Annotated in this window: 16 protein-coding genes; 9 read left to right on the forward strand and 7 right to left on the reverse strand. The window is 55.1% G+C overall.

Annotated elements, in window-relative coordinates; translation table 11 throughout:
• The first annotated feature begins 145 nt into the window (after nt 1-145).
• The 9 genes from COMA1_RS11105 (at nt 146) to COMA1_RS11145 (ending at nt 14,306) form a co-directional block, all read left to right on the forward strand.
• On the forward strand, nt 146-1,147 hold the full coding sequence (locus tag COMA1_RS11105) for an ABC transporter ATP-binding protein (RefSeq protein ID WP_090748348.1): 1,002 nt from the start codon (nt 146-148) through the stop codon (nt 1,145-1,147).
• Entirely contained in the window at nt 1,144-1,914 is a 771-nt protein-coding gene (locus COMA1_RS11110; protein WP_090748351.1) for an ABC transporter permease, read from the forward strand. The genes COMA1_RS11105 and COMA1_RS11110 overlap by 4 nt, the downstream gene beginning before the upstream one ends.
• Nucleotides 1,911-3,434 carry a GldG family protein gene (locus tag COMA1_RS11115; protein ID WP_090748354.1) on the forward strand — a complete coding sequence of 508 codons (1,524 nt, stop codon included), beginning with the start codon at nt 1,911-1,913 and terminating at the stop codon, nt 3,432-3,434. The genes COMA1_RS11110 and COMA1_RS11115 overlap by 4 nt, the downstream gene beginning before the upstream one ends.
• A 144-nt stretch (nt 3,435-3,578) precedes the next feature.
• Complete coding sequence (locus COMA1_RS11120; protein ID WP_090748357.1) at nt 3,579-4,958, forward strand: DUF4340 domain-containing protein; 1,380 nt, start codon at nt 3,579-3,581, stop codon at nt 4,956-4,958.
• Nucleotides 4,959-5,182: 224 nt separating this feature from the next.
• Nucleotides 5,183-7,759: a cadherin-like beta sandwich domain-containing protein gene (locus COMA1_RS11125; RefSeq protein ID WP_090748360.1), complete on the forward strand. Its 2,577-nt coding sequence runs from the start codon at nt 5,183-5,185 to the stop codon at nt 7,757-7,759.
• A 412-nt stretch (nt 7,760-8,171) separates the two neighbouring features.
• Nucleotides 8,172-9,797: a cadherin-like beta sandwich domain-containing protein gene (locus COMA1_RS11130; protein WP_090748362.1), complete on the forward strand. Its 1,626-nt coding sequence runs from the start codon at nt 8,172-8,174 to the stop codon at nt 9,795-9,797.
• Between the two features lie 344 nt (nt 9,798-10,141).
• Nucleotides 10,142-11,152 carry a cadherin-like beta sandwich domain-containing protein gene (locus tag COMA1_RS11135; RefSeq protein ID WP_176698000.1) on the forward strand — a complete coding sequence of 337 codons (1,011 nt, stop codon included), beginning with the start codon at nt 10,142-10,144 and terminating at the stop codon, nt 11,150-11,152.
• 299 nt (nt 11,153-11,451) lie between these two features.
• On the forward strand, nt 11,452-13,041 hold the full coding sequence (locus tag COMA1_RS11140) for a cadherin-like beta sandwich domain-containing protein (RefSeq protein ID WP_090748368.1): 1,590 nt from the start codon (nt 11,452-11,454) through the stop codon (nt 13,039-13,041).
• A 212-nt stretch (nt 13,042-13,253) separates the two neighbouring features.
• Nucleotides 13,254-14,306, forward strand: a complete 1,053-nt coding sequence (locus COMA1_RS11145) for a cadherin-like beta sandwich domain-containing protein (protein ID WP_090748370.1) — start codon at nt 13,254-13,256, stop codon at nt 14,304-14,306.
• A 158-nt stretch (nt 14,307-14,464) separates the two neighbouring features.
• On the opposite strand, the gene COMA1_RS11150 is transcribed toward COMA1_RS11145, so the two are convergent.
• From COMA1_RS11150 to tdh, 7 genes are all read right to left on the reverse strand, one after another.
• Entirely contained in the window at nt 14,465-15,136 is a 672-nt protein-coding gene (locus tag COMA1_RS11150) for a response regulator transcription factor (RefSeq protein WP_090748373.1), read from the reverse strand.
• Nucleotides 15,123-16,232: an ATP-binding protein gene (locus tag COMA1_RS11155; RefSeq protein ID WP_090748377.1), complete on the reverse strand. Its 1,110-nt coding sequence runs from the start codon at nt 16,230-16,232 to the stop codon at nt 15,123-15,125. The genes COMA1_RS11150 and COMA1_RS11155 overlap by 14 nt, the downstream gene beginning before the upstream one ends.
• A gap of 310 nt (nt 16,233-16,542) precedes the next feature.
• Nucleotides 16,543-17,007, reverse strand: a complete 465-nt coding sequence (nrdR, locus tag COMA1_RS11160) for a transcriptional regulator NrdR (protein WP_090748380.1) — start codon at nt 17,005-17,007, stop codon at nt 16,543-16,545.
• A 33-nt stretch (nt 17,008-17,040) separates the two neighbouring features.
• Nucleotides 17,041-18,282: a serine hydroxymethyltransferase gene (locus COMA1_RS11165; RefSeq protein WP_245631050.1), complete on the reverse strand. Its 1,242-nt coding sequence runs from the start codon at nt 18,280-18,282 to the stop codon at nt 17,041-17,043.
• Nucleotides 18,283-18,324: 42 nt separating this feature from the next.
• Nucleotides 18,325-18,795: a 50S ribosomal protein L9 gene (gene rplI / locus COMA1_RS11170; protein ID WP_090748383.1), complete on the reverse strand. Its 471-nt coding sequence runs from the start codon at nt 18,793-18,795 to the stop codon at nt 18,325-18,327.
• 85 nt (nt 18,796-18,880) lie between these two features.
• Complete coding sequence (locus tag COMA1_RS11175; RefSeq protein WP_090748386.1) at nt 18,881-20,071, reverse strand: glycine C-acetyltransferase; 1,191 nt, start codon at nt 20,069-20,071, stop codon at nt 18,881-18,883.
• A 61-nt stretch (nt 20,072-20,132) separates the two neighbouring features.
• Nucleotides 20,133-21,167 carry an L-threonine 3-dehydrogenase gene (gene tdh, locus COMA1_RS11180; RefSeq protein ID WP_090748389.1) on the reverse strand — a complete coding sequence of 345 codons (1,035 nt, stop codon included), beginning with the start codon at nt 21,165-21,167 and terminating at the stop codon, nt 20,133-20,135.
• Between the last annotated feature and the right edge of the window lie 118 nt (nt 21,168-21,285).

Below are 21,285 nucleotides of genomic sequence, written 5' to 3' on the forward strand. Positions count from 1 at the left end.
GTGAGGAAAGCCAGGCAAACTGAATTCCGTCGCCATATTGACTGCATCGGACGGAGTGAGTAAGATCCCTCACAAGTAAGGATCGTTATTCTGAGAGCAGTACTGCTCCACATTCTCCACAGCTGTTCGCACCGACATCACTTTCGTGATTGACGTTCACAACATTACGAAGCGGTACGGCCATCACACGGCCATTGATCGTGTCACCTTTTCTGTCGCGAAGGGAGAAGTGCTGGCCTTTCTTGGCCCCAACGGGGCCGGCAAGACGACGACGATGCGGATTCTGACCGGTTTCATGCCCGCGACAGAAGGCACGGCACGCGTAGCAGGGTTCGACTGTACTGATCAACCCTTGGAGGTGAAGCGGCAGATCGGGTATCTCCCGGAAACGCCGCCGGTCTACCAGGAACTGACGGTCACGGAGTATCTGACCTTCGTCGGACAACTTCGTGGCATGACAGGACCAAACCTTACCTCGGCACTCGACCAATCCATCGGACGACTTGAGCTGGGTACTGTCCGGCACCGACTGATCGGGAACCTCTCCCGTGGGTTTCGCCAGCGCGTAGGATTGGCACAGGCATTGTTGCATGATCCTCCGGTCCTGATTCTCGACGAGCCGACTGTCGGCCTCGACCCAAAACAGATCATTGAGATCCGCGAACTCATCAAGAGCCTCGCTGGCTCGCATTCCGTCATTCTCAGCACCCATATCCTGCCCGAGGCGACGGCCGTCTGCCAGCGCGTGGTCATCATCAACAAGGGTCGGATCGTCGCAGAAGATACCCCTGAGCAATTGTCGGCACGCCTCCGTCAGTCAGAAAAAGTCTCTCTGACCCTGAAGTCCTGCCCTGTGGACTGTGAGGCGAAACTGCGGGCAATCCCTGGCGTGTTGCATGTACTCCCCGGACAGGGAGGCGGCACCTTCCTTATCGAATGTGAGTTAGGTCGTGACCTCCGCGACGAACTTGCACGTGTCGCCGTGACAAACCAATGGGGGCTGCTCGAACTCCGAACGGTATCCATGACCTTGGAAGACGTCTTCCTCCAGCTGACACGTCACGAAGACCATTCCACCGAAACCACAGAGGCCACGGTGAGCCTGGCCGCGACTGATAGCACGGACGGACGGGTAAGAAACGTATGACCCCAGTGCAAGCCATCATTGCCAAGGAACTACGCGTCTACTTTGTCTCGCCCATTGTCTACGTGGTCGGCGCGGTTTTTCTGCTGATTTTTGGGCTACTGTCCTACCTCTACGTCGGATTCGCGGGCGCGCAAGCCATCCAGTTAATGCAAATGCAAGGCGGGCCGGCGCAGATCAACCTGAATGATCTGGTCTTTCGGAATCTCTTTGCGAGCATGCGAATCGTGCTCGTGATCATCTTGCCTATCTTGACGATGCGATTGTTCGCAGAAGAGCGCAAATTGCGAACGTTCGAATTTTTACTGACCTCGCCGTTGAGGGTCAGCGACATCGTGGTCGGCAAATTTATCAGCGTATTTGTCATCTATCTTGGTCTGGTCGGACTTACCACATTGGTCCCGACCGTGCTGATGCTCTTCAGCGACTTTGACTGGAATCCCATCTGGACCGGCTATCTCGGCATGGTGCTGCTGGGAGCGCTGTTTCTTTCTGTGGGCCTGTTCGCATCGGCAGTCACGGAAAACCAAATCGTTGCCGCCTTCGTCAGCTTCGGCCTGTTGCTCACGATTTGGTTGATCGCCGGACTAGGCAGCCTCTTCGGAGATACCACGGCGGGTCATCTCATCTCCTACCTGTCCTACATGGAGCACTACGAACGACTCGTTCGGGGGCTGATCGACACGAGCGACCTGATGTACTTCGGAAGCGGTCTCGTGCTCATGCTGTTCTTGACACATCGAGTCGTGGAATCGACCAGCTGGAAATGAAACTCCAATCTTTTCCCCTCGGCATTCTCGGAATCCTGCTCGGCATCGGCGGCATGGTCGCCTACAGCCTTCGACCGGATTGGCTCTGGGCTGTGACCATCTCAGAAGGCTTCGCACTGGCCTGCCTGGTCTCGTTCTTTGTGCTCCATTTTGAAGCCGTCAAGGCTTTCTCCGGTCGGCGCTCAACCAAGATGGGATTGAACAGCGTTCTACTGATCGTACTCTTCACGAGCATTCTCGTGATTCTGAATTTTCTGGCAGCACGGCATTCCATCAGATGGGACCTCTCGGAAAACCAGAACTTCACCCTCGCGCCCCAAACCTATCGGGTGCTTCGGACCCTCCCGCGAGACGTCAAGATCACGGCCTTCACACGCGAAAAAGACCCTGGCTATCAAGCCTTCAAAGAGCGCTTGGAGAGTTATCGGCAAGCTTCGACCAAGCTGAGCGTGGAATTCATCGATCCGGAAAAGCAACCAAAGATGGCCCAGACCTACGGCATCTTTCGGACCGACACGGCCATCTTCGAGAGCAACGGGCAGACGATCCGCGTGACGTCCCCCTCAGAAATCGAGCTGACAGGCGCATTGATCCGAATCTCCAAGGACTCAAAAAAGCGGATCGTCTTCGTTGAGGGCCACAGTGAGCTGAACGTCGAGGACAAAGACCGGAATGGTTTGTTCATTGCGAAGGAAGCCTTGATCCGCCAAGGGTACGACGTTGGGACGGTCTCGCTCCTGAAGGAAGTTACCGTGCCGGACCATACGTCCGTATTGGTTCTCGCCGGCCCACGTCGCTCCGTTATAAAAGAGGAGCAGGATCGCATTCACGCATATGTTGAGAAGGGTGGCCATCTGTTAGTCTTGGCCGATCCCGATACCCAGACGGGGCTCGAGGCACTGCTCGCCCGATGGGGATTAGGCCTGGGCTCCGGCGTCTTGGTGGATCTCCAAGATCGGTTAGCGCAGGGAGACCTTACCGCACTGCTGGTGAGAACGTTTACAGAACATGAGATCACGCAAGACCTCACCTCAGCCGTGCTGTTACCGCTGTCACGACACATCACCTTCGACGAGCAGACCGGCAAAGACTGGGACTTTGTTCCCCTCGCCAGAACTTCGCCCAACAGCTGGGCCGAAACGAATATGCAAGGCCGCGTGGTGAGCCTGAGTGAAAAAGAAGACGTCAAGGGACCACTTCCGATGGCAGCTGCGCTGTCGCCCAAGAAGGCTCCGGAGGAAGGCAAACCTCATCCATCCATTGTGGTGATCGGCAACTCCACCTTCGCCTCCAATGCCTTTTTCAATTTTCCCGGCAACAGCGACTTTTTTCTCCGTACAATCAGCTGGTTGGCTGAGGAACGGGACTTGATCTCTATCGCACCACGAGAACCGGCGCTGCATCCCTTTACGCCCAATCCCACACAGGAGCGCGCGTTGATTTACATCCAGGTCGTCTTGTTGCCGCTCATGACCTTCCTGACCGGGCTTATCGTGTGGAGAAAACGCCGACGATTATGATGAATCTGCCTTCTACACTCTTCTCTGCAGGATGGTCACAATGGCTGTCCGATGAGGCCACAGCCAGTGAAAGGCCGAGGCGCACCCCCTGGGATACGTTGACGATGCCCGAATGCAGCCGGCGGCGATTTTCACCATCCTGATATGCGTTATTGGCCTACACTCCTGATGTTGTTGATCCTGGCTGGACTGGCTGGCTATCTCTACCTGGTCGAGTTTCCCGCCAAGCAACAGGAAGAAAAACAGGAGACGGCACAGAAGCAACTCCTCCCGTTCCCGGAAACCGCCATCACGGGCCTCTCCATCACCACCGCTCAGGGGCCGATTGAGCTGAAGCTGACCGAACCGGGGAAGTGGTCCATCGTAGCTCCACTTCGGACCGAGGCGGACACACGCGAGGTTCAGGCCCTCGTTCGCGCACTGGTTACGGGAACCGTAACAAGAACTCTGGAGGACCAGACTACACAGCTAGCCCCATTCGGTCTTGAACCGCCGGTGACCACCCTCACGGTGACAGCCGGCACGCGACAGGAAACGATTTCCATCGGCGACAGCGGCCCTCTGTCCAATACCCTCTACGTCTTGAGGAAGTCGGATCATCGCATCCTCTTAACGAGCCTGGCCCCGAAGGATTTTGTCAATAAGTCCTTGATGACCTTTCGGCGGAAGGAGCTGTTGAAGTTTGTTCAAAATGATATCGAGCGGGTTCGCCTGACCTATCCGACGACCGAAATCGTGATTTACAACATGGCCAAGGATAAGCCCAAACCTTCGTGGAAAATCCGGTATCCGATCGAAGCCGAAGCGGATCAAAACGAAGTTCGGTCATTGATGTTCCGCCTGGAAGATCTGAAGGCGCTCGGCATCATCGATCCGGGTCCTGAACGAGACAGCATGGCCAAGACCTTGACGACACCAAAAGTAAAGGTCACCCTGCATACAACCGCCGGGGACCAATCAGTCCGGCTCTACCAGCCAGACCCACAAAAAGGGGAAGCCATCGCAGAAACTACACCGGACGCGCCACTCTATCGCATTAACCCGGGACTGATCAGGGACCTGACGAAAGACCTCTTCATTCTTCAAGACAAGCGACTCTTCGGCCTCGACTACACGGATGTGGCCATGCTCTCGGTCAAAACCAGGGATCAGGAATACGTGTTGATCAACCAGAGCGGGGAGTGGGTCCTGGAGGACCAGTCCATGGAGAAGGTCAGTCAAGAGGTGGCAGATCTCTTCGTCAGTCGGGTGGCCAATCTACCGGCGGAAGAACGGGTCATGAAACAATCCGCACCGCTCGCTCCCTATGGGCTCTTGTCTCCGTCCGCAGAGTTTGTCGCCACAGCAAAGGACGGCAAGGCCACGGGGAAATTGACGTTGGGCAGCCAGTCGGGAAATCTGCTCTATGCGACAGGCCAGCGACTCTCCGGTTTGTTCCAAGTGCGCCCGGACCTCCTGGCCCAGATTCCCTCTAAAACCGAGCTCCTCGGCAAGGTGCCGAGCGGAACGCCGTCACGGCAGTAACATCAATCCTATTTATTAGATATGCTATTCAAGTACCTGAATCAGGTACTTGACCTGACTAGTACAATTCCGCTATACGTTCACCCCGTACCAATCGAGATATCTGGTAGTGCGCAATAAGGTCGAGTGGCCTCATCATCCCTAAACGCTACAGTTTGGGTTCACCATACGTGGCCAAGCACATCCTTAACGATCCTCTCCAACAGAAAGTGAGTGGTTCTACCATGATGCATCTGTGCACCCGTACCGGACGATCTCTCGCTGGACTGGTCCTGTTTTTAGTGGGTTTGAACGCCTACGGATGCGGGGACACAGGAACCCAAAGCCAACCGGCGGAGCTTGGAAGCCTATCCACCACCGCTGGCATACTGGAACCAAAATTCAATCCTGCAACAACTGCTTATACCGTGAAGCTGTTCGGCAATGAAACAAGCACAACCATCACTGTCAGCCCTCGAGTCGCCGGTGACAGCATACGAATCAACAACCAGGCAAGAACTAGTCAGGCCGTCACTCTCACCTCGATAGGAACAAATGAAGTCCTAAATATTGTTGTCACGGATACAGGCGTAGGGAACACGTCAAAGTCCTATACCGTTCGGGTAAGCAGAGAGGAGGAGGATACCACGTTACAGGCGCTCTCATCTTTGCCGGGAACCGTGGCTCCCTCCCCATTCGATAAGACCGAACTGGAACCGTCGATTAATGGCGTCGGGAGCAGCGTCACAAGCATTAGGCTCACCGCCACGAAGTCTGACTCCAATACCGTGATGGTGATTGATATACCGACTAATCCAGTCACCGTCCCTGCGGGAACTGCAGTAGGAGAAGCGACCGTTCAGCTCGGCGGAACAGGATCCTCCACAAAGGTTCCGATCACCATCACGGGACCGAAAGGGGGCAAGAGCACCTACCAAGTGACAATCAATCGGGGTGCATCGGACAATGCTTTCTTGGGAAGCTTGTCCATTTCGCCGGTGAATCTAAAAGACTTCAAGCCTAGCAACACGCTATATGAGGTTAGCGTCCCGAGTGGCACCGACAAAGTCACGGTCACAGGAAAACCTCAAGACGCGACCGCGAGCATGAAGATATTGGTAAATGGCGTAGAAGACCCCCAACCACCTATTCAATTGCTTGGTCCAGGCCAAACCACCCCCATCACAGTCCATGTAACCGCGCAGGATGGAAAATCCCAACAGGACTACGTTATTAGGGTCAAGCGGGATGCCCTAGCCGGGAACAACAATCTACAGAGCTTGGCCATCTCACCAGGCACCCTCGATCCCTCCTTTACTGCGAATACGACGAGCTATACGGTGGCTGTACCAAACACCCTGACAAGCGTGACCGTCACACCACGGCTCCAAGATGCCAGTGCGACCATAACCGTGAATGGTCAAGCCACGAACTCTGGACAGGCCCGAACCGTTGCGTTGAATGGAGCGGGATCAAATACCCTGGTCAATATTGTCGTGACCGCGCAGAATGGCACTCAGAAAACCTATACCGCAAACGTTGCTCGGGCTGCCCTGGGCGGAAATAATAATTTACAAAGCTTGGCCGTCTCGCCGGGCGCCCTCGATCCCGCCTTTGCCGCGAATACCACGAGCTATACAGTGGATGTGGCCAGCAGCGTGGCCAGCATCACGGTCACGCCCACACGACAGGATCCTGCTGCCACGATCACCGTGAATGGGCAACCCACAAACTCAGGTCAGGGTCCAACCATAACGTTAAATGGGGCAGGATCAAATACCTTGGTCAATATCCTGGTGACCGCGCAGAACGGCAGTCAGAAAAATTACGCCGTGAACGTCAGCCGAGCCGCCCTAGGCAGCAACAATAATCTGTCGGCCATGAGCGTGTCACCTGGCACTCTGAGTCCCACATTCAGGGCTGATCGAGTCGCTTACACGGTGAACGTCGGCAGCACTATCAACAGCCTCACCGTGACCGCTACGGTACAGGATGCCGGGGCAAGCTTGACCATGAATGGTCAAGGAGCAAGCTCAGGCCAGCCACGCTCGATTCCTTTAGATCAGCCCGGCACTACTACAGAAATTAATGTTGTTGTGAACGCTCCGAATGGCAATCCTAAAACCTACCAACTCGACGTGATTCGAGAGGCACTCGGAGGCAACAACAATCTGCAAAACTTGTCTGTATCACCTGATAGCTTGGCTCCCACATTTAGCGCGTCCACTGTGGACTATACGGTTTCGGTTCCGAGCGATGTCTCAAGCGTAACGGTCACTCCAACACTTCAGGATACAAACGCCACCATGACGGTTAATGGACAAGGGTCGAGTTCTGGGCAGGCGATCACCATCCCGCTTGGAGCTGAAGGATCAAGCACAAGTGTGGCTATTGTTGTGACTGCTCCCAATGGAAGTCAAAAATCCTATGGTGTCACCATTAACCGCGCAGCGCCCGCTGCAAAACCGGCAACGCCAACGGTTGCGCCGGACCTGATACCGGAAGACGACTCCTGTGAACCGAATCTTCCTCTTAATCCGAATGAGTGCTTTCCTCCTACCTCTCGTGAGGACAATATCACCGCCGTCAAAAGACCAAAATTCGGGATACCTCCGCCTGCAACGGGAACTCCAAGCCTTTATGTTGATACGAACAAGGATACTTCGGCATCGTTTGATTCCGGGACCAACACGCTCCGGCCATCAGCAAATCTCAGTGACGGAGATCACACAATTACCTACACACTGACGAATGCTGGAGGTGAGTCTGACCCAAGTCCAGCATTGACGGTGACCATCAACACTACCGCCCCTGTCCAGTAGTCCAGTCCGATCACCCCTGTGGCACGGAAGTACGTCGGCCACAGGGCAGTCCAGTCGATGTACTGGTCTGGTTCACGCTGAATCAGAGAAAGTCATCCGACACACCTGACTGCTGGATCATTTCCCTGGAGTGACCAGAAGCCTCAATCGTTAACTCACCATTCCACATTCACCTTCCACCGGGGATGGCTCAGAATCAACTGGTGCCTCACCAGCCTCCTTTTATTCATGTAGTCGACTGAAGCAGAACCTCAGCAACCAGTACTGTCCCCACCTTGGCTCTGACCTCCCTTACCTCTGTAGGTCTAGACCGTTTCCCCATCCTCTCCTAGCATCAGGACTCTGTTATTTGGGGTCGGCAAGGCCCAAGAAGTTACAAATTCTTGTACCAAAAGAAATAACCGGGACCACCATGAAACACCTTCTGACCTTCAGCAAGACCTGTTGCACCGTGTTTCTTGTCGCGGCAATCGGCTTAGCGACCTATGGATGCTCGGACAGCGTTTCGATCTCAGAACAAACCGTAGAAGTTCCCCTCTCTAGCCTCACAGTCACTCCTGGAACAATCCAGCCCGCGTTTTCAAGCAATACCACCACCTATACAGTTGACGCCCCAACCGGCACTGCAACGGTCACCGTGGTCGCCACCCCGAAAAGCAGCACAACACTCGTAACAATTGATGGCACGATAGCCTCACAACGCTCCATATCCCTCGGCTCTCCAGGATCGATTAAAATAATCCCCATCGTTCTAGAGTCACAGAATGGGCTCACGAGCACCTATACAGTCACGGTCACAAGACTCTTATCAGGCGATAACAATCTCTCGGCATTGAGCGTCAAAGCCAATAACGCAACTCCGCCCTTGGTTCCTGGCTTTGATGCAAATAGCCTGGACTACAAGGTGGATGTCCAGACAAACGTCGCGTCCGTGACGATCACTGCCACCAAGTCAGATCCGAATGCCGCGATGCTGGTCGGGTCTATCACTGTTCCGGCAGGAACAAATCCTGGAGTAGCGTCCATTACACTAGGCAGCCCCGGGACAACCACGCCTATCCCAATCGAAGTGACCGCACCAAATGGCAGCAAGAAGACCTATACCCTATCCATAAAACGACTCGCAGGAGATAACAACCTGTCGGCATTGAACGTCTCAGTCGGTACCTTGAATCCTGTCTTCGTCGCAGGCACTACACTCTACACAGTAGACGTGGCCACCCATGTCACCAGCGTGGATGTCTCGGCAACGAAATCCGACCCGAACGCCGTGATGTCTGGATCTTTATCTGCAGGAGTCGGAGTCAACCCCGGCCAGGCAACCATCTTCCTAAACGGACCAGGGGTACCAACATCTGTGTCAATCACAGTGACCGCACCTAATGGTGATTCAAAAGCCTATAGCCTCACTGTGAATCGAGCGTCATCGAACGACAACAATTTGTCTGGAGTAACGGTAGCATCTAGCGCTTCTCTTCTTCCCCTATCTCCCTCCTTTACTCCGAGCACTCAGGACTACGTGGTAGATGTGGCAAGCGACGTCGCTGAAGTTTCGGTGACTGCTACACTTGAAGATCCGAACGCGAGCATGACAATCGCGGGACAAGGAACCAGCTCAGGTCAGCCTCGTAACATCCCGTTGTTAGGTGCACCACCATCAAGCACAACAATTGACATCATCGTAATCGCACAAGATACCAGCCAAAAGCCTTACCGTATTACTGCAAACAGAGCTGCGCCATCGAGCGATGCCAATCTATCTGGATTGAGTGTGGTCCCAGGCACTTTAGATCAACTTTTTGCTCCTAATACCTTGGCCTACACAATCATAAACGTACTGACAGGTGAGACCGTCGTTCTTGTGACTGCTACTAAGTCTGATCCAAATGCCACAATGTCCTCAATGGGATCGGTTATCGCCTTCCCCGGGACCCCAGACGCTGTAGTACAAGTTCCACTGGGGTCAACGGTGGATATTACGGTGATCGCGCAAGATGCAGTAACGAGCAAGTCTTACGCTGTCACCTTCAACCCATAGCTATCCCCCCCCCCTAGGTCGGCATGGTCCCTCTCCTGGAGCATTCCTTTCGCGACTGTCCCCCTCGTCACCGCTGACCGACCTACACCAGACAAAAGCACTCTCTTTAATACGATGTATTCTCTGATAAGGTTTGAGCACTCCCATCAATGCTCACCACATTCAATTTGAAGTATTCACCCTGCCAGCTACACTTGCCTCTTCTCGCACACCCTGCTGATCCATACACAAGTAGGGATAGACCGATCGGGAATCCCTTTCGTAAGATCTGCATCTCCCGAGTTGGTTCACCGGGTGGCTGGACCCAGCAGAGTTTCCAGCAAGGCGCATGTCGTGGGTCCATCATGAAACACCGCTTCGCTTTCTATACACGATACCTTGCTCTCACTCTTCTCGCCGGGACTATCAGTTTTGAAATCTCTGGCTGCAATGACACAGGATCAATTGATCCAGGCCCTCAACTGGTCAGCCTTTCCGTCTCCGGCGCGTCGCTCCAACCGCCATTCGCCGGCGACACGACCAGCTATACGGTTGATCTGCCCAGCAACCAGCAAGACATCACCATTTCAGCAACGAAATCTGCAGCGAATGACGTATTGTCTGGTGCCATCATTGCTCCGGCAGGACAAGTCACCGGTCAGGCTACGATTCAAGCGCCCGGACCTGGATCAACGAAGGATGTCTCCTTGACTGTCACTTCTTCCGATGGAAGAGCGAAAATCTACACCGTGACCCTGCGGGCGATCACCCTTTCCGGAGACAACAGCCTTAAGACCTTGACGATATCGCCAGGCACCTTGGCTCCTGCCTTTTCAGCAGGCACTCAGGACTATACGGTGAATGTGGCCAGCACCGTCACCGAAGTGACCGTCGTGACAACTAAATCTGATCCCAATGCCGTGATCTCAGGTGATGTGCCTAACGAAGGGCGCGCGACACTCAAGCTTGATGGCCCAGGGACCACCAAGATTGTCTCGTTGATCGTCACAGCCCCGAACGGAACCTCGAGGACCTATACCATCACCATCAAACGAGCGAGACCCTCGAGCGACGATGCGCTCGCTGGCTTGACAGTCACTCCTGGTTCCTTAAGCCCTGACTTTGCATCGGATATCTTGAGTTACCGGGTGACCGTACCTAACAACGTGGAGAGTGTAACCATCTCTGCAACGAAGTCTGATCCCAATGCCGTGCTGTCCACACCTGGTTCCATAGTCGCGGCGGCAGGAACACCCGTCGGACAAATCTCCCTCCCCCTTCAGGAAAGACGCACTGAGGTGGAGCTGATCGTCACTGCACAGAACGGTGTGAATACACAGGCTTACGCCATCACTGTGATTCGGTCTCGCCGATAGGCAGTGGGCTGAGCCTCACCCTGACGTGGACATCATTCTGCCACCGTTTGCCCACTACCAACGATTCTCCGCAATCACTTCACTGACATTTTCACACAGCGAGCCCATCATCCTTTCTCAACTCGTCCGTTGACCCGACCGATCAGATCCGCTATATCAATTATCAGTTACTGCTCGATTTGCGAGCATCGTGAAGACCGACCTGAACCCGCTGAGACATTTCGTGGCTGACGGTTTGGATTCGGCAGACCAGATGGATCAGTTACGCCGTACAACAAAAGTGCTTTTGCGGTACCACTATGAAACCCCGGTTGATCATCACAAGAGCAGATTGGGTTGCTCTTTGCCTCGTTGTTCTCTGTGTGACTCCCTACGGCTGTAAAGATTCTGCATCAGTTTCAGATAAACCCGATGTCCCACTAGCCAGCCTCAGCGTCACACCAGCCACCCTTCTGCCGGCTTTTTCCAGCGAGGCCACGAGCTACACCGCCCAGGCTCCGACGACAGCTACCAGTGTCACGGTCACCGCTACCCCCCAGGACAGCACGGTAACGGTATCGATCGACGGGACTATCGGCACGCAGCGTTCCATTGCCCTCGACCAACCGGGATCGACCAAAACGATCCCCATCGTGTTAACAACACAGACCGGTACGGACAGCACCTATTCGGTTCGTGTGACACGACTACTCTCGGGTGACAACAATCTGAAGACCTTGACTGTCACACCAGGTTCATTGAGCCCTCTCTTTGATCCAACCAAGCCCGATTACACCCTGGACGTGGCCACCAACATCTCCACTGTCGCCATAGCCGCAACCAAGGCCGATCCTGGGGCGGTGCTATCGGGGACCGTGTCCAATGACGGACGCGCCACCATTCAGCTTGATGGGCCGGGAACAAGTAAGGCGGTCTCGATCATCGTGACGGCCCCAAATGGCGAGAGCAAGACCTATCGGATCACCATCAACCGCGCGGCTTCGAGCAACAACAATCTGTCAGCCTTGCGCGTGCAAGTCGGCACCGCTGATCAAACCTTATCTCCTGGCTTTACTTCTGGAGAGACCAACTACAGGGTGGATGTGGGGACCACGGTTACCAGTATCACCATCACAGCAACCAAGGCTGATCCCCTTGCGGTGATTTCTGGTGGCATTCCCAATGAAAGCCAAGCCACCATACCGCTTGACGGCCCAGGAACCAGCAAAGTCGTCTTGATTACGGTCACCGCCCAGGATGCGACCACCTCGAAAATCTACCGCATCACCGTCAACCGCGCGGCATCGAGCAACAACAACCTATCGGCCTTGAGCATAACGCCGGGTCCTCTAGAGCCCCTGTTTGCTGCCAACACGCTGGACTATACGGTCACTGTTGCTCACACTATTTCCGCCGTCGTCATTTCTGCAACGAAGGAAGATCCGAATGCGGTCATATCAGGGTCTGTGCCAAACGAAGGCCAAGCCACCATACCGCTTGACGGCCCAGGGACCAGCAAAGTCGTCTTGATTACGGTCACCGCCCAGGATGCGACCACTTCGAAAACCTACCGCGTCACTGTCAACCGGCGTGCATCCAACGACAGCTCGCTGTCGGCCTTGACTGTGAGTGCCGGCACATTGGATCCTCCCTTCGCCTCCAATATCTTGAACTATACGGTCCAAGTTGGTCTCCTCGTCGGCGGCGTCACTATCTCAGCAACCAAGACTGACCCCAATGCCACCATGTCCTCACTAGGCTCGGTGATTGCAGCACCTGGCAATCCAACCGGCCAGGTGACGGTCGCGCCAGGACTGGGGATTGGCGTGCCGGTTGATATTCAGGTGATAGCGCAGGATGGAATAAACACAACGACCCACAGGATTACTGTGAATCGAGGACTTTTCTAGAAACTGAACCTCTATGGTGAGCATGTGCTATTTCTCGGCCCTATCGATTGACCCGACCGAGCAGATTCGCTATACGTGTCATATGCTGACACACTGTTCTCGTGCATAGCAGGCAGACGATGGATCATCAGCGGTTAGCATGACCATCACATATGTACGCTTTTTACCGGAGCGGAGCAGGGTGCCTTCTCGATCCCTGAGAGGTTGACTACATGTCCATGAAGCACACGCTCATTTCTACAAGTTGCCACACCGCTGTCCTTCTCATCACCCTCTGCTTCAGTGCCTCTGGCTGCAAAGACAGTGCGTCAATCTCAGAACGCTCGGTAGAAGTACCCCTTGCCAGTCTAACCATAACCCCACCCGGTGGGCTCCAACCGGCCTTTTCTAGCAATACCACCAGCTATACCGCTAGCGTGCCCACTGCCGTGACCAGTGTGACAGTGACAGCCAGTCCCCAAAGTAGCACGACCACGATTATGATCAAGGGGGTGATCACCCCTGCAGGGCAAGGCCACCCTGTGCCACTCGGCCAGCCTGGATCAACCACCCCCATCGAAGTGGTCGCTTCCTCACAAAACGGGCTTGAAAGCAGGTACACCGTCACGGTCACACGGCGACTTTCAGGCGATAACCGCCTCTCAGATTTGAAAGTGACAACAAGTACTGTCCTGCAGCCGTTGTTGCCGAGATTTGATACCAATGTTCTGAACTATACGGTGAACGTGGCAAACACCGTTGAACAGGTCACGATCACCGCCACCAAGTCCGACCAGAGTGCCACGATGCTGATGAGTTCAGCGGCGAACTCCGTCAGTATTGGGCCAGGGATCAATCCCGGGCAATTACCGGTCACGCTTGGTAATCCAGGGACAACCACCTCTGTGTCGATTACTGTCACCGCACCCAGTGGAGCCGCCGAGACCTACTCCATCACCATCAACCGCCTCTTCTCCAACGACAGTCTTCTGTCTGCGTTACAAGTAAACGCGGGTTCTTTGGACCCACCCTTTGCGCCCGACACAGAGAACTATACCGTGAAGGTAGGCCTCCTCGTCCCCGATGTCACCATCACGGCGACGAAATCCGATCCGAATGCCACAATGTCGGCGTTGGGATCGGTGATTGCCACGGCAGGAACCCCAACCGGCCAGGTGATCATCTCGCCGGGGCTGGGCCCAAATCCACCGGTTGGAATAGCCGTCATTGCGCAAGACGGAGTGACCAGCACGACGTACAACGTCACTGTTATTCGAGGGCTCTAGCAGGTCATCTCGCCCGGGAACCGCTTAGTTTCTTTCCTAGCTTGGAGCCTGTCTCCTGTCTTAATTGCGGCGCATGCCATCCGCTCGCAACTGTTCTTGAAAGCGCAACATGCCGCCGAACAAAAGGCAGGTAAACGATCAATATATTGGCAGCAGATCTATCGTTTTGGGTCCAGCTCGATTAAACCTTTGCGGATGGCGAGAATGGCCGCCTGGGTGCGGTCGTACACTTGTAACTTGTGAAAAATATTCCTGACGTGATTCTTGACCGTCTTTTCACTGAGGTCCAAACTATTGGCGATTTCTTTATTGGTCTTTCCATCAGCGACCAACCGCAACACGGTAATTTCCCGCTCCGTCAAATCATGCTCGGCCCATGCCGACTTTTTCCCTTTTTTCTGCGCCATGAGCGAAAACTCGGCCAGGATTTTGCTGGCGACCGATGGGTGGATCAACGATTCTCCACGGTAGATCGCGCGGATAGCCGCCACGATCTGCGACGATTCAGAGTCCTTCAGGAGATATCCTGTCGCGCCTGCACGGACCAGGTCAAAGATGTATTGCTGTTCCTCATACATGGTCAACGCGACCACGCCGATGTGTGGGAATTCACGCTTGATCTGTCTGGTCGCCTCGACGCCGCCCATTCGTGGCATACTGACGTCCATCAGAATCACGTCCGGAAGCAAGGCGCGGGCTTTCTCCACCGCTTCCATCCCATCCTGCGCCTCGCCGAGGACATGAATATCTTCTTTCGTCTTGAGAATAGCGGCTAACCCTTCTCGGACGACCCGATGGTCGTCGGCGATGAGGACCTTAATCTTTTCCATGCTGTTGCTCCTCCTTCTGACCCAATGGCACTTCAACAACGATCCTGGTGCCTTTGCCTGGTTTGGATTCGACTCGCCCCTCCCCTCCGACTAATCGGGACCGCTCCAAGATACCTTTGATCCCGAAATGGTCCCATTTCTCAGGGTCGCGTAGCACGGTCTCCATATCGAACCCAATTCCATTATCAGTGATCGTGACTCGCAGCAGATCGATCTCGATATCCAGCTTAATCGTCACGCGATCCGCCTTGGCATGTTTTTGAACATTCCCCAAGGCCTCTTGAATGATGCGAAAGAGAAACATCTTCGTTCGAGGAAACAGAATCTGTTCGTCCCCGGAGAAGGCAAACTTGGTGGTGATGTGTGTCTGGGTCTGATAGGACTTGAAGTAGTTGGTCAGCGCCGAAATCAATTCCATCTTGTCATAATGCAGAGGACGCAAATTAAAGATGACCTGCCGGGCTTCTTGAATCGCCAGTTTCAGCTGAGCCTTACTCTCCTTGAGCGTCGCCAAACTCGCTCGGGGATTCTTTCGGAGGAGCTGCTGACACAGATCCAGTTTGAAATTGACCCCCGCCAAGATCTGCACGAACCCATCATGAATCTCACAGGCGATTCTGGTCCGTTCATCCGTCACCGCAGCGCCGGTTTCCTTCACATACAATCGGTAGAGAGATTGATACTTGTTCAACGTTTTTTCGATCTCCGCCGTCGCGCGAATTCTGGCTCCGATCAACTCCCACATGAACTTGGCACTGGCTCCTCCAATGACGGTCACGCCCATTCGATGAAAATCTTGGAGGAATTGCCAAACGTCCGGGTCTCCAGACACATCAATGATTAGGTCGACACGCTCCATCGTGAGCAGCTGTTGATAGTCGTGAGTGATCGGAATCTTCAACTGCGTGGCCAACTCAAGTCCCGGCGCACCAGGATTGACCTCCGCAACCCCGACGATCTGCACCAACGGGTCGTTCGCAAAGATCTCGATCAACGCAGTGCCTCCGCGACCAGCACCGATAATGGCGACGCTGGTTGCCGCAGACACCGATGCGTTTCGTTTCCCACGCTGAGATGGAGGCTTGATCGTCGGCATCGAGGTTCTAGGAGATTTCAACAAAGCAGTGTGGACGCTGCTCAGAGACGCGTGACTGCATGATCTTGTACGCGATCCCTTGCTCTACAGGATGTCCGGCAGAGCCGTTCCGCCGGGCCCCAATCGGCAAAGAAGTGAGGTGAACTCCTCGCCGCACCCTACCCGACTGATGGAAGCCTGACCCATGCAGGAGAGCTAGGGTTTCACTATCCGGCTCGTACTCGAATCACCCCTCTTGTCACCGTGTGGGACATGAAACGACCGAGACGGAACCACTCTGGGAAGAGAAAGGATCGACAACGGTCGGAGGTCAGGGCTCATTACGTTCCTGCGCCAAGGTCTTCAACTCATCCAAGAATTGGTCGATGTCCTTGAACTCCCGATACACGGACGCAAATCGGACGTAGGCGACCTGGTCCAACTGGTGCAGTTCCTTCATCACTTCTTCCCCGACGATCCGGCTCTCGATCTCCGTCTCGCCCATCTCTTGGATGTGCTTTTCAATACGGTCGGTCACGGCCTCAATGGTGCTGATGCTGATCGGCCGCTTTTCGCAGGCTTTCTTTAAGCCCACGAGAATCTTATTGCGATCGAACGATTCCCGCCGTCCGTCCTTTTTCACGACAACCGGGAGAATCTCTTCGACACGTTCGTAGGTGGTATAACGACGCTTACACCCAAGGCACTCGCGACGGCGACGGATGACCTCGCCTTCCTTGGCCATACGAGAGTCAACCACCTTGTCTTCGAGCTCATCACAGAACGGACATTTCACCGGTGGCGACCCTGTCCCCTTGCTAGTGGCTGGTTAGTACTGATGGATGAAGGGGAACCGACTGTTCAATGCCTTTGCCTCAGCCCGTACTGCTTCCAGCACCGCCGGCTCTTGCCGATGTTGCAGCACGCGGTCGACCAGCCCCACGATCTGCTTCATCTCAGGCTCTCGCATGCCGCGCGTCGACACGATCGGCGTTCCAAGGCGAATTCCGCTGGCCACGGCCGGTGGCTTCTCATCGTACGGCACCGCATTCTTGTTGACGATAATCCCCGCGGCATCGAGCGCCGCATCGGCATCTTTCCCCGTAATATCCTTGTTCGACAAGTTGAGGAGCATCAGATGTGTATCAGTCCCCCCGGAGACGATCTTATACCCACGCTCCACCAACCCCTGCGCCAAGGCCTTGGCATTGGCCAGGACCTGTTGCTGATAACGCTTGAACCCTGGAGAGAGAGCCTCTTGAAACGCAACGGCTTTGGCCGCGATCACATGCATGAGCGGTCCGCCTTGTAATCCAGGGAACACCAGCTTGTCGACTCCCTTGGCGTACTCGGCTTTGCACATCGTCACACCCCCACGCGGGCCACGCAGCGTTTTGTGGGTCGTTGTGGTCACAAAGTCCGCATAGGGAACAGGGTTCGGGTGAAGTCCCGCCGCGATAAGCCCGGCGATATGGGCGATATCGACAAGTAAATAGGCACCGACTGATTTCGCAATCTGCTGAAACCGCGGGAAATCGAGGATCCGCGCATAGGCGCTCGCCCCCACCACGATCATGCGCGGACGGCATTCCTCAGCTACCTTCTGCACCGCATCATAGTCGATGGTTTCGGTCTGGCGATCAACGCCATAGGAGAAGACCCGAAAGAGAATGCCGGAGAAATTGACTTTGCTGCCATGCGTCAAATGGCCGCCCTGAGCCAGATCCATCCCGAGAATCGTATCACCCGGTTTTAAGACCGACAGATAGGCTGCCATGTTGGCCTGCGACCCTGAGTGCGGCTGGACATTGACATGTTCCGCACCAAAGATCTGCTTGCATCGCTGAATAGCCAGGTCTTCGACGGCATCAGCATGCTGACAACCGCCGTAATACCGCTTTCCAGAGTAACCCTCGGCGTATTTATTGGTGAGCAACGAGCCCTGGGCGGCAAGCACCGCTGGGCTGGCGAAATTCTCCGAGGCAATCAGGAGCAACTTTTCACGTTGCCGGACCTCTTCAGACTCAATCGCGGCATAAACCGCGGGATCTACCGCTTTTAGTGCATCCAATGAGCCGATCGCGTCCTGCATCATGCTGTCATCACCCCTCAGTTATGAAGCGGAAGGTTCTTCTGCCTCTTGTTTCTTCACCACGCAAACCGTCACGGTCGCGACCACATCCCTGGGCATCTTAATGGGTACGGACACCGTGCCCAACTCCTTGATCGGGTGTGCGAGTTGGATCTTCCGCCGATCCACTGTGACACCCTGCGCAGCCAGTCCTTCAGCGATATCTTTGGTGGTAACGGAGCCGAACATCTTATCGTCTTTGCCGACCTGCGCCTCGATCGTCAGCGACACCGCCGACACTTTCTTGGCATGGGCTTCGATCTCCAGCTTCTCTTTCTTCGCCTTCTCAGCCGCCACCCGTTTCACATGCTCGAACGCCTTCATGCTTCGGCTGTCGGCTTCGACAGCCTTACGCCTCGGCAACAAGTAGTTTCTCGCAAACCCATCGGCGACGTTGATGAGATCGCCGAGATGCCCAACCCCTTCCAGGGTCTCTTGAAGAATAACTTTCATAGCCCTACTCCTTCACATAATAAAGTGCCAGAGAATACTGAGCTGGCCGCGAAATGTCAATTCGGAGGGATACGGGTGGGGACACCTATGGAATGATACCGAGCGCACGGCCCGCTTTGGAAAACGCCGCCACCGCCTGTTGAAGCTGCGGCTTGGTATGGGCCGCCGACATTTGGGTCCTGATCCTCGCCTGCCCTTGCGGCACGACGGGATAGCTGAAGCCGACGACATAGACCCCTTCGGTGAGCAGCGCCTCAGCCATTGAAGTGGCAAGAACGGCATCACCCAGCAGCACTGGGATAATGGGATGCTCACCTGGAACAAGCCGAAAACCGAGCTTGCTCAACTCACCCCTAAAAAATACAGCGTTGGCCCGCAGCTGTTGCCGGAGATGATCGCCTTGCTCGACGAGCCCAAGCGCACAGAGCGCCCCTGCCGTGATAGGGGGGGGAAGGGAGTTCGAAAACAAGTAGGGCCTCGACCGTTGCCGGAGAAGTTCAACGATTTCGGTTTTGCCGGAGGTAAAGCCGCCCGTCGCGCCTCCGAGTGTCTTGCCCAAAGTGCTTGTCATGATCTCGATGCGGTCTGCCACGCCAAAGTGAGCCGGGGTGCCCCTCCCCTTTGGACCAAGCACCCCAGTGGCATGGCTGTCATCGACAATTACAGCCGCGTCATACCGTTCCGCCAGCTCCACGATTTGATCCAGCTTGGCCAGGTCACCGTCCATCGAAAACACGCCATCCGTGACGATGAGTCGAAGGCGACAGTCACCTGCTTCCCGAAGTCGCGCTTCGAGATCTGCCATATCGGAATGGGCGTACCGAAATCGTTTAGCCTTACAGAGGCGGATCCCATCGATCAGACTCGCATGATTCAATGCGTCGCTGATGACCGCATCCTTCTCATCCAACAACACTTCAAAGAGCCCGCCATTCGCATCGAAGCAGGAACTATAGAGAATCGTGTCCTCAGTACCGAGGAACGCACTGACGGCCTGTTCCAGCTGCTTGTGCAGATTTTGCGTGCCGCAAATAAACCGCACCGAGGCCATGCCATACCCATGTGTGTCCAACCCCGTTTTCGCCGCCTGGACGATCGCCGGATGATTCGCGAGTCCCAGATAATTGTTGGCGCAGAGGTTCAACACCGAGCCCTGAGAAACCCGAATGTCCGAACCTTGTGGACTCAGAATGCGCCGCTCGGCTTTATACAGGCCTTTGGCGCGGATGTCGGCGAGTTGGGTCTCGAGAACGTATTTGAGCGATGTGTAGGCCATGATTAGAACAGGACTGAGAGATGAGGACTGAGTGGAGACCTCTGCTTTTCCCTCAGTCCTACTATGGGAATAACACTACTTTCCCGCATCGTCCCGACTGAATCAAGTCAAAGCCGGTCGCAAACTCTTTCAGTGGGAACGTATGGGTGATGACCGGCCGAATATTGAGGCCAGCTTTGAAGAGACCGGCCAGCCGGTACCAGGTCCCAAACAACCGCCGTCCGGTAATTCCATACACACGGATCCCCTTGAAGATCATTTCGTTGGGAAGATCAAAGGTCACGGGGCCGGTCGGAATGCCGAACAGCGTGACCCGCCCACCGTTCTTCACAGCTCGAAAGGCCTGATGCAGCGCCGTGGGGTCCCCTGACATCTCCAACGACGCATCAACCCCTTCACCGGCGGTGATCTCCATGATCGCTGCCGCAAGTTGTTCCGGAGATTCCGTCTTGGCGTTGAGGATATGATCGGCACCAACTTGCTTGGCCAACCCAAGCCGGTAGTCACTGATATCTGACGCAATAATCATCGCCGCTCCGGCGGTTCGTGCCACGGCCGCGGCAAACAAACCGGTCGGGCCACAGCCCGTAATCAACACCGTCTGGCCGGTCAAGTCTTCAGCCAGGGCGGCGTCGACGGCATTGCCGATTGGTTCCTGGAGACAGGCTAACTCAGGCGGAATGTTCGGATCTGTTTTCCACAGGACGCCTTCAGGTAACGCAACATACTGCGCATAGGATCCGTCTCGGTCGATTCCGAGGATCTTGTAATTTTTGCATACATGCGCCAATCCCGTCCGGCATTGAAAACAGGCCCCACAGGTCAGGTGCGATTCGGCGGCAACATAGTCTCCAATCTTGACGAGAGACACCTCGCGTCCGACCTCCACGACGTGGCCGCACAATTCATGGCCGATCACCCGTGGCGGATGGATCCGCCGTTGAGCCCACTCATCCCATCGATAGATATGGGCGTCGGTTCCACAGAGCGAGGTCGCAGCCACCTTCACCACCACATCATGTGGCCCAGGGACTGGATCCGCCCAATCCGTGAGTGTGAGGCCGGGTCCCGCAACCGTCTTGACGAGAGCTTGCATAACGGTATTCTATCGCACGTTGCTCGATTGGACACCCATGTTTCTAGAAACGCACTGGTTGCGTCGCTTCTCAGCCCTGGGTAGGATGCGGTATCAATAGTTCACACGGGCCAGACTA

The sequence above is a fragment of the Candidatus Nitrospira nitrosa genome (assembly GCF_001458735.1).
GTDB lineage: Bacteria > Nitrospirota > Nitrospiria > Nitrospirales > Nitrospiraceae > Nitrospira_D > Nitrospira_D nitrosa.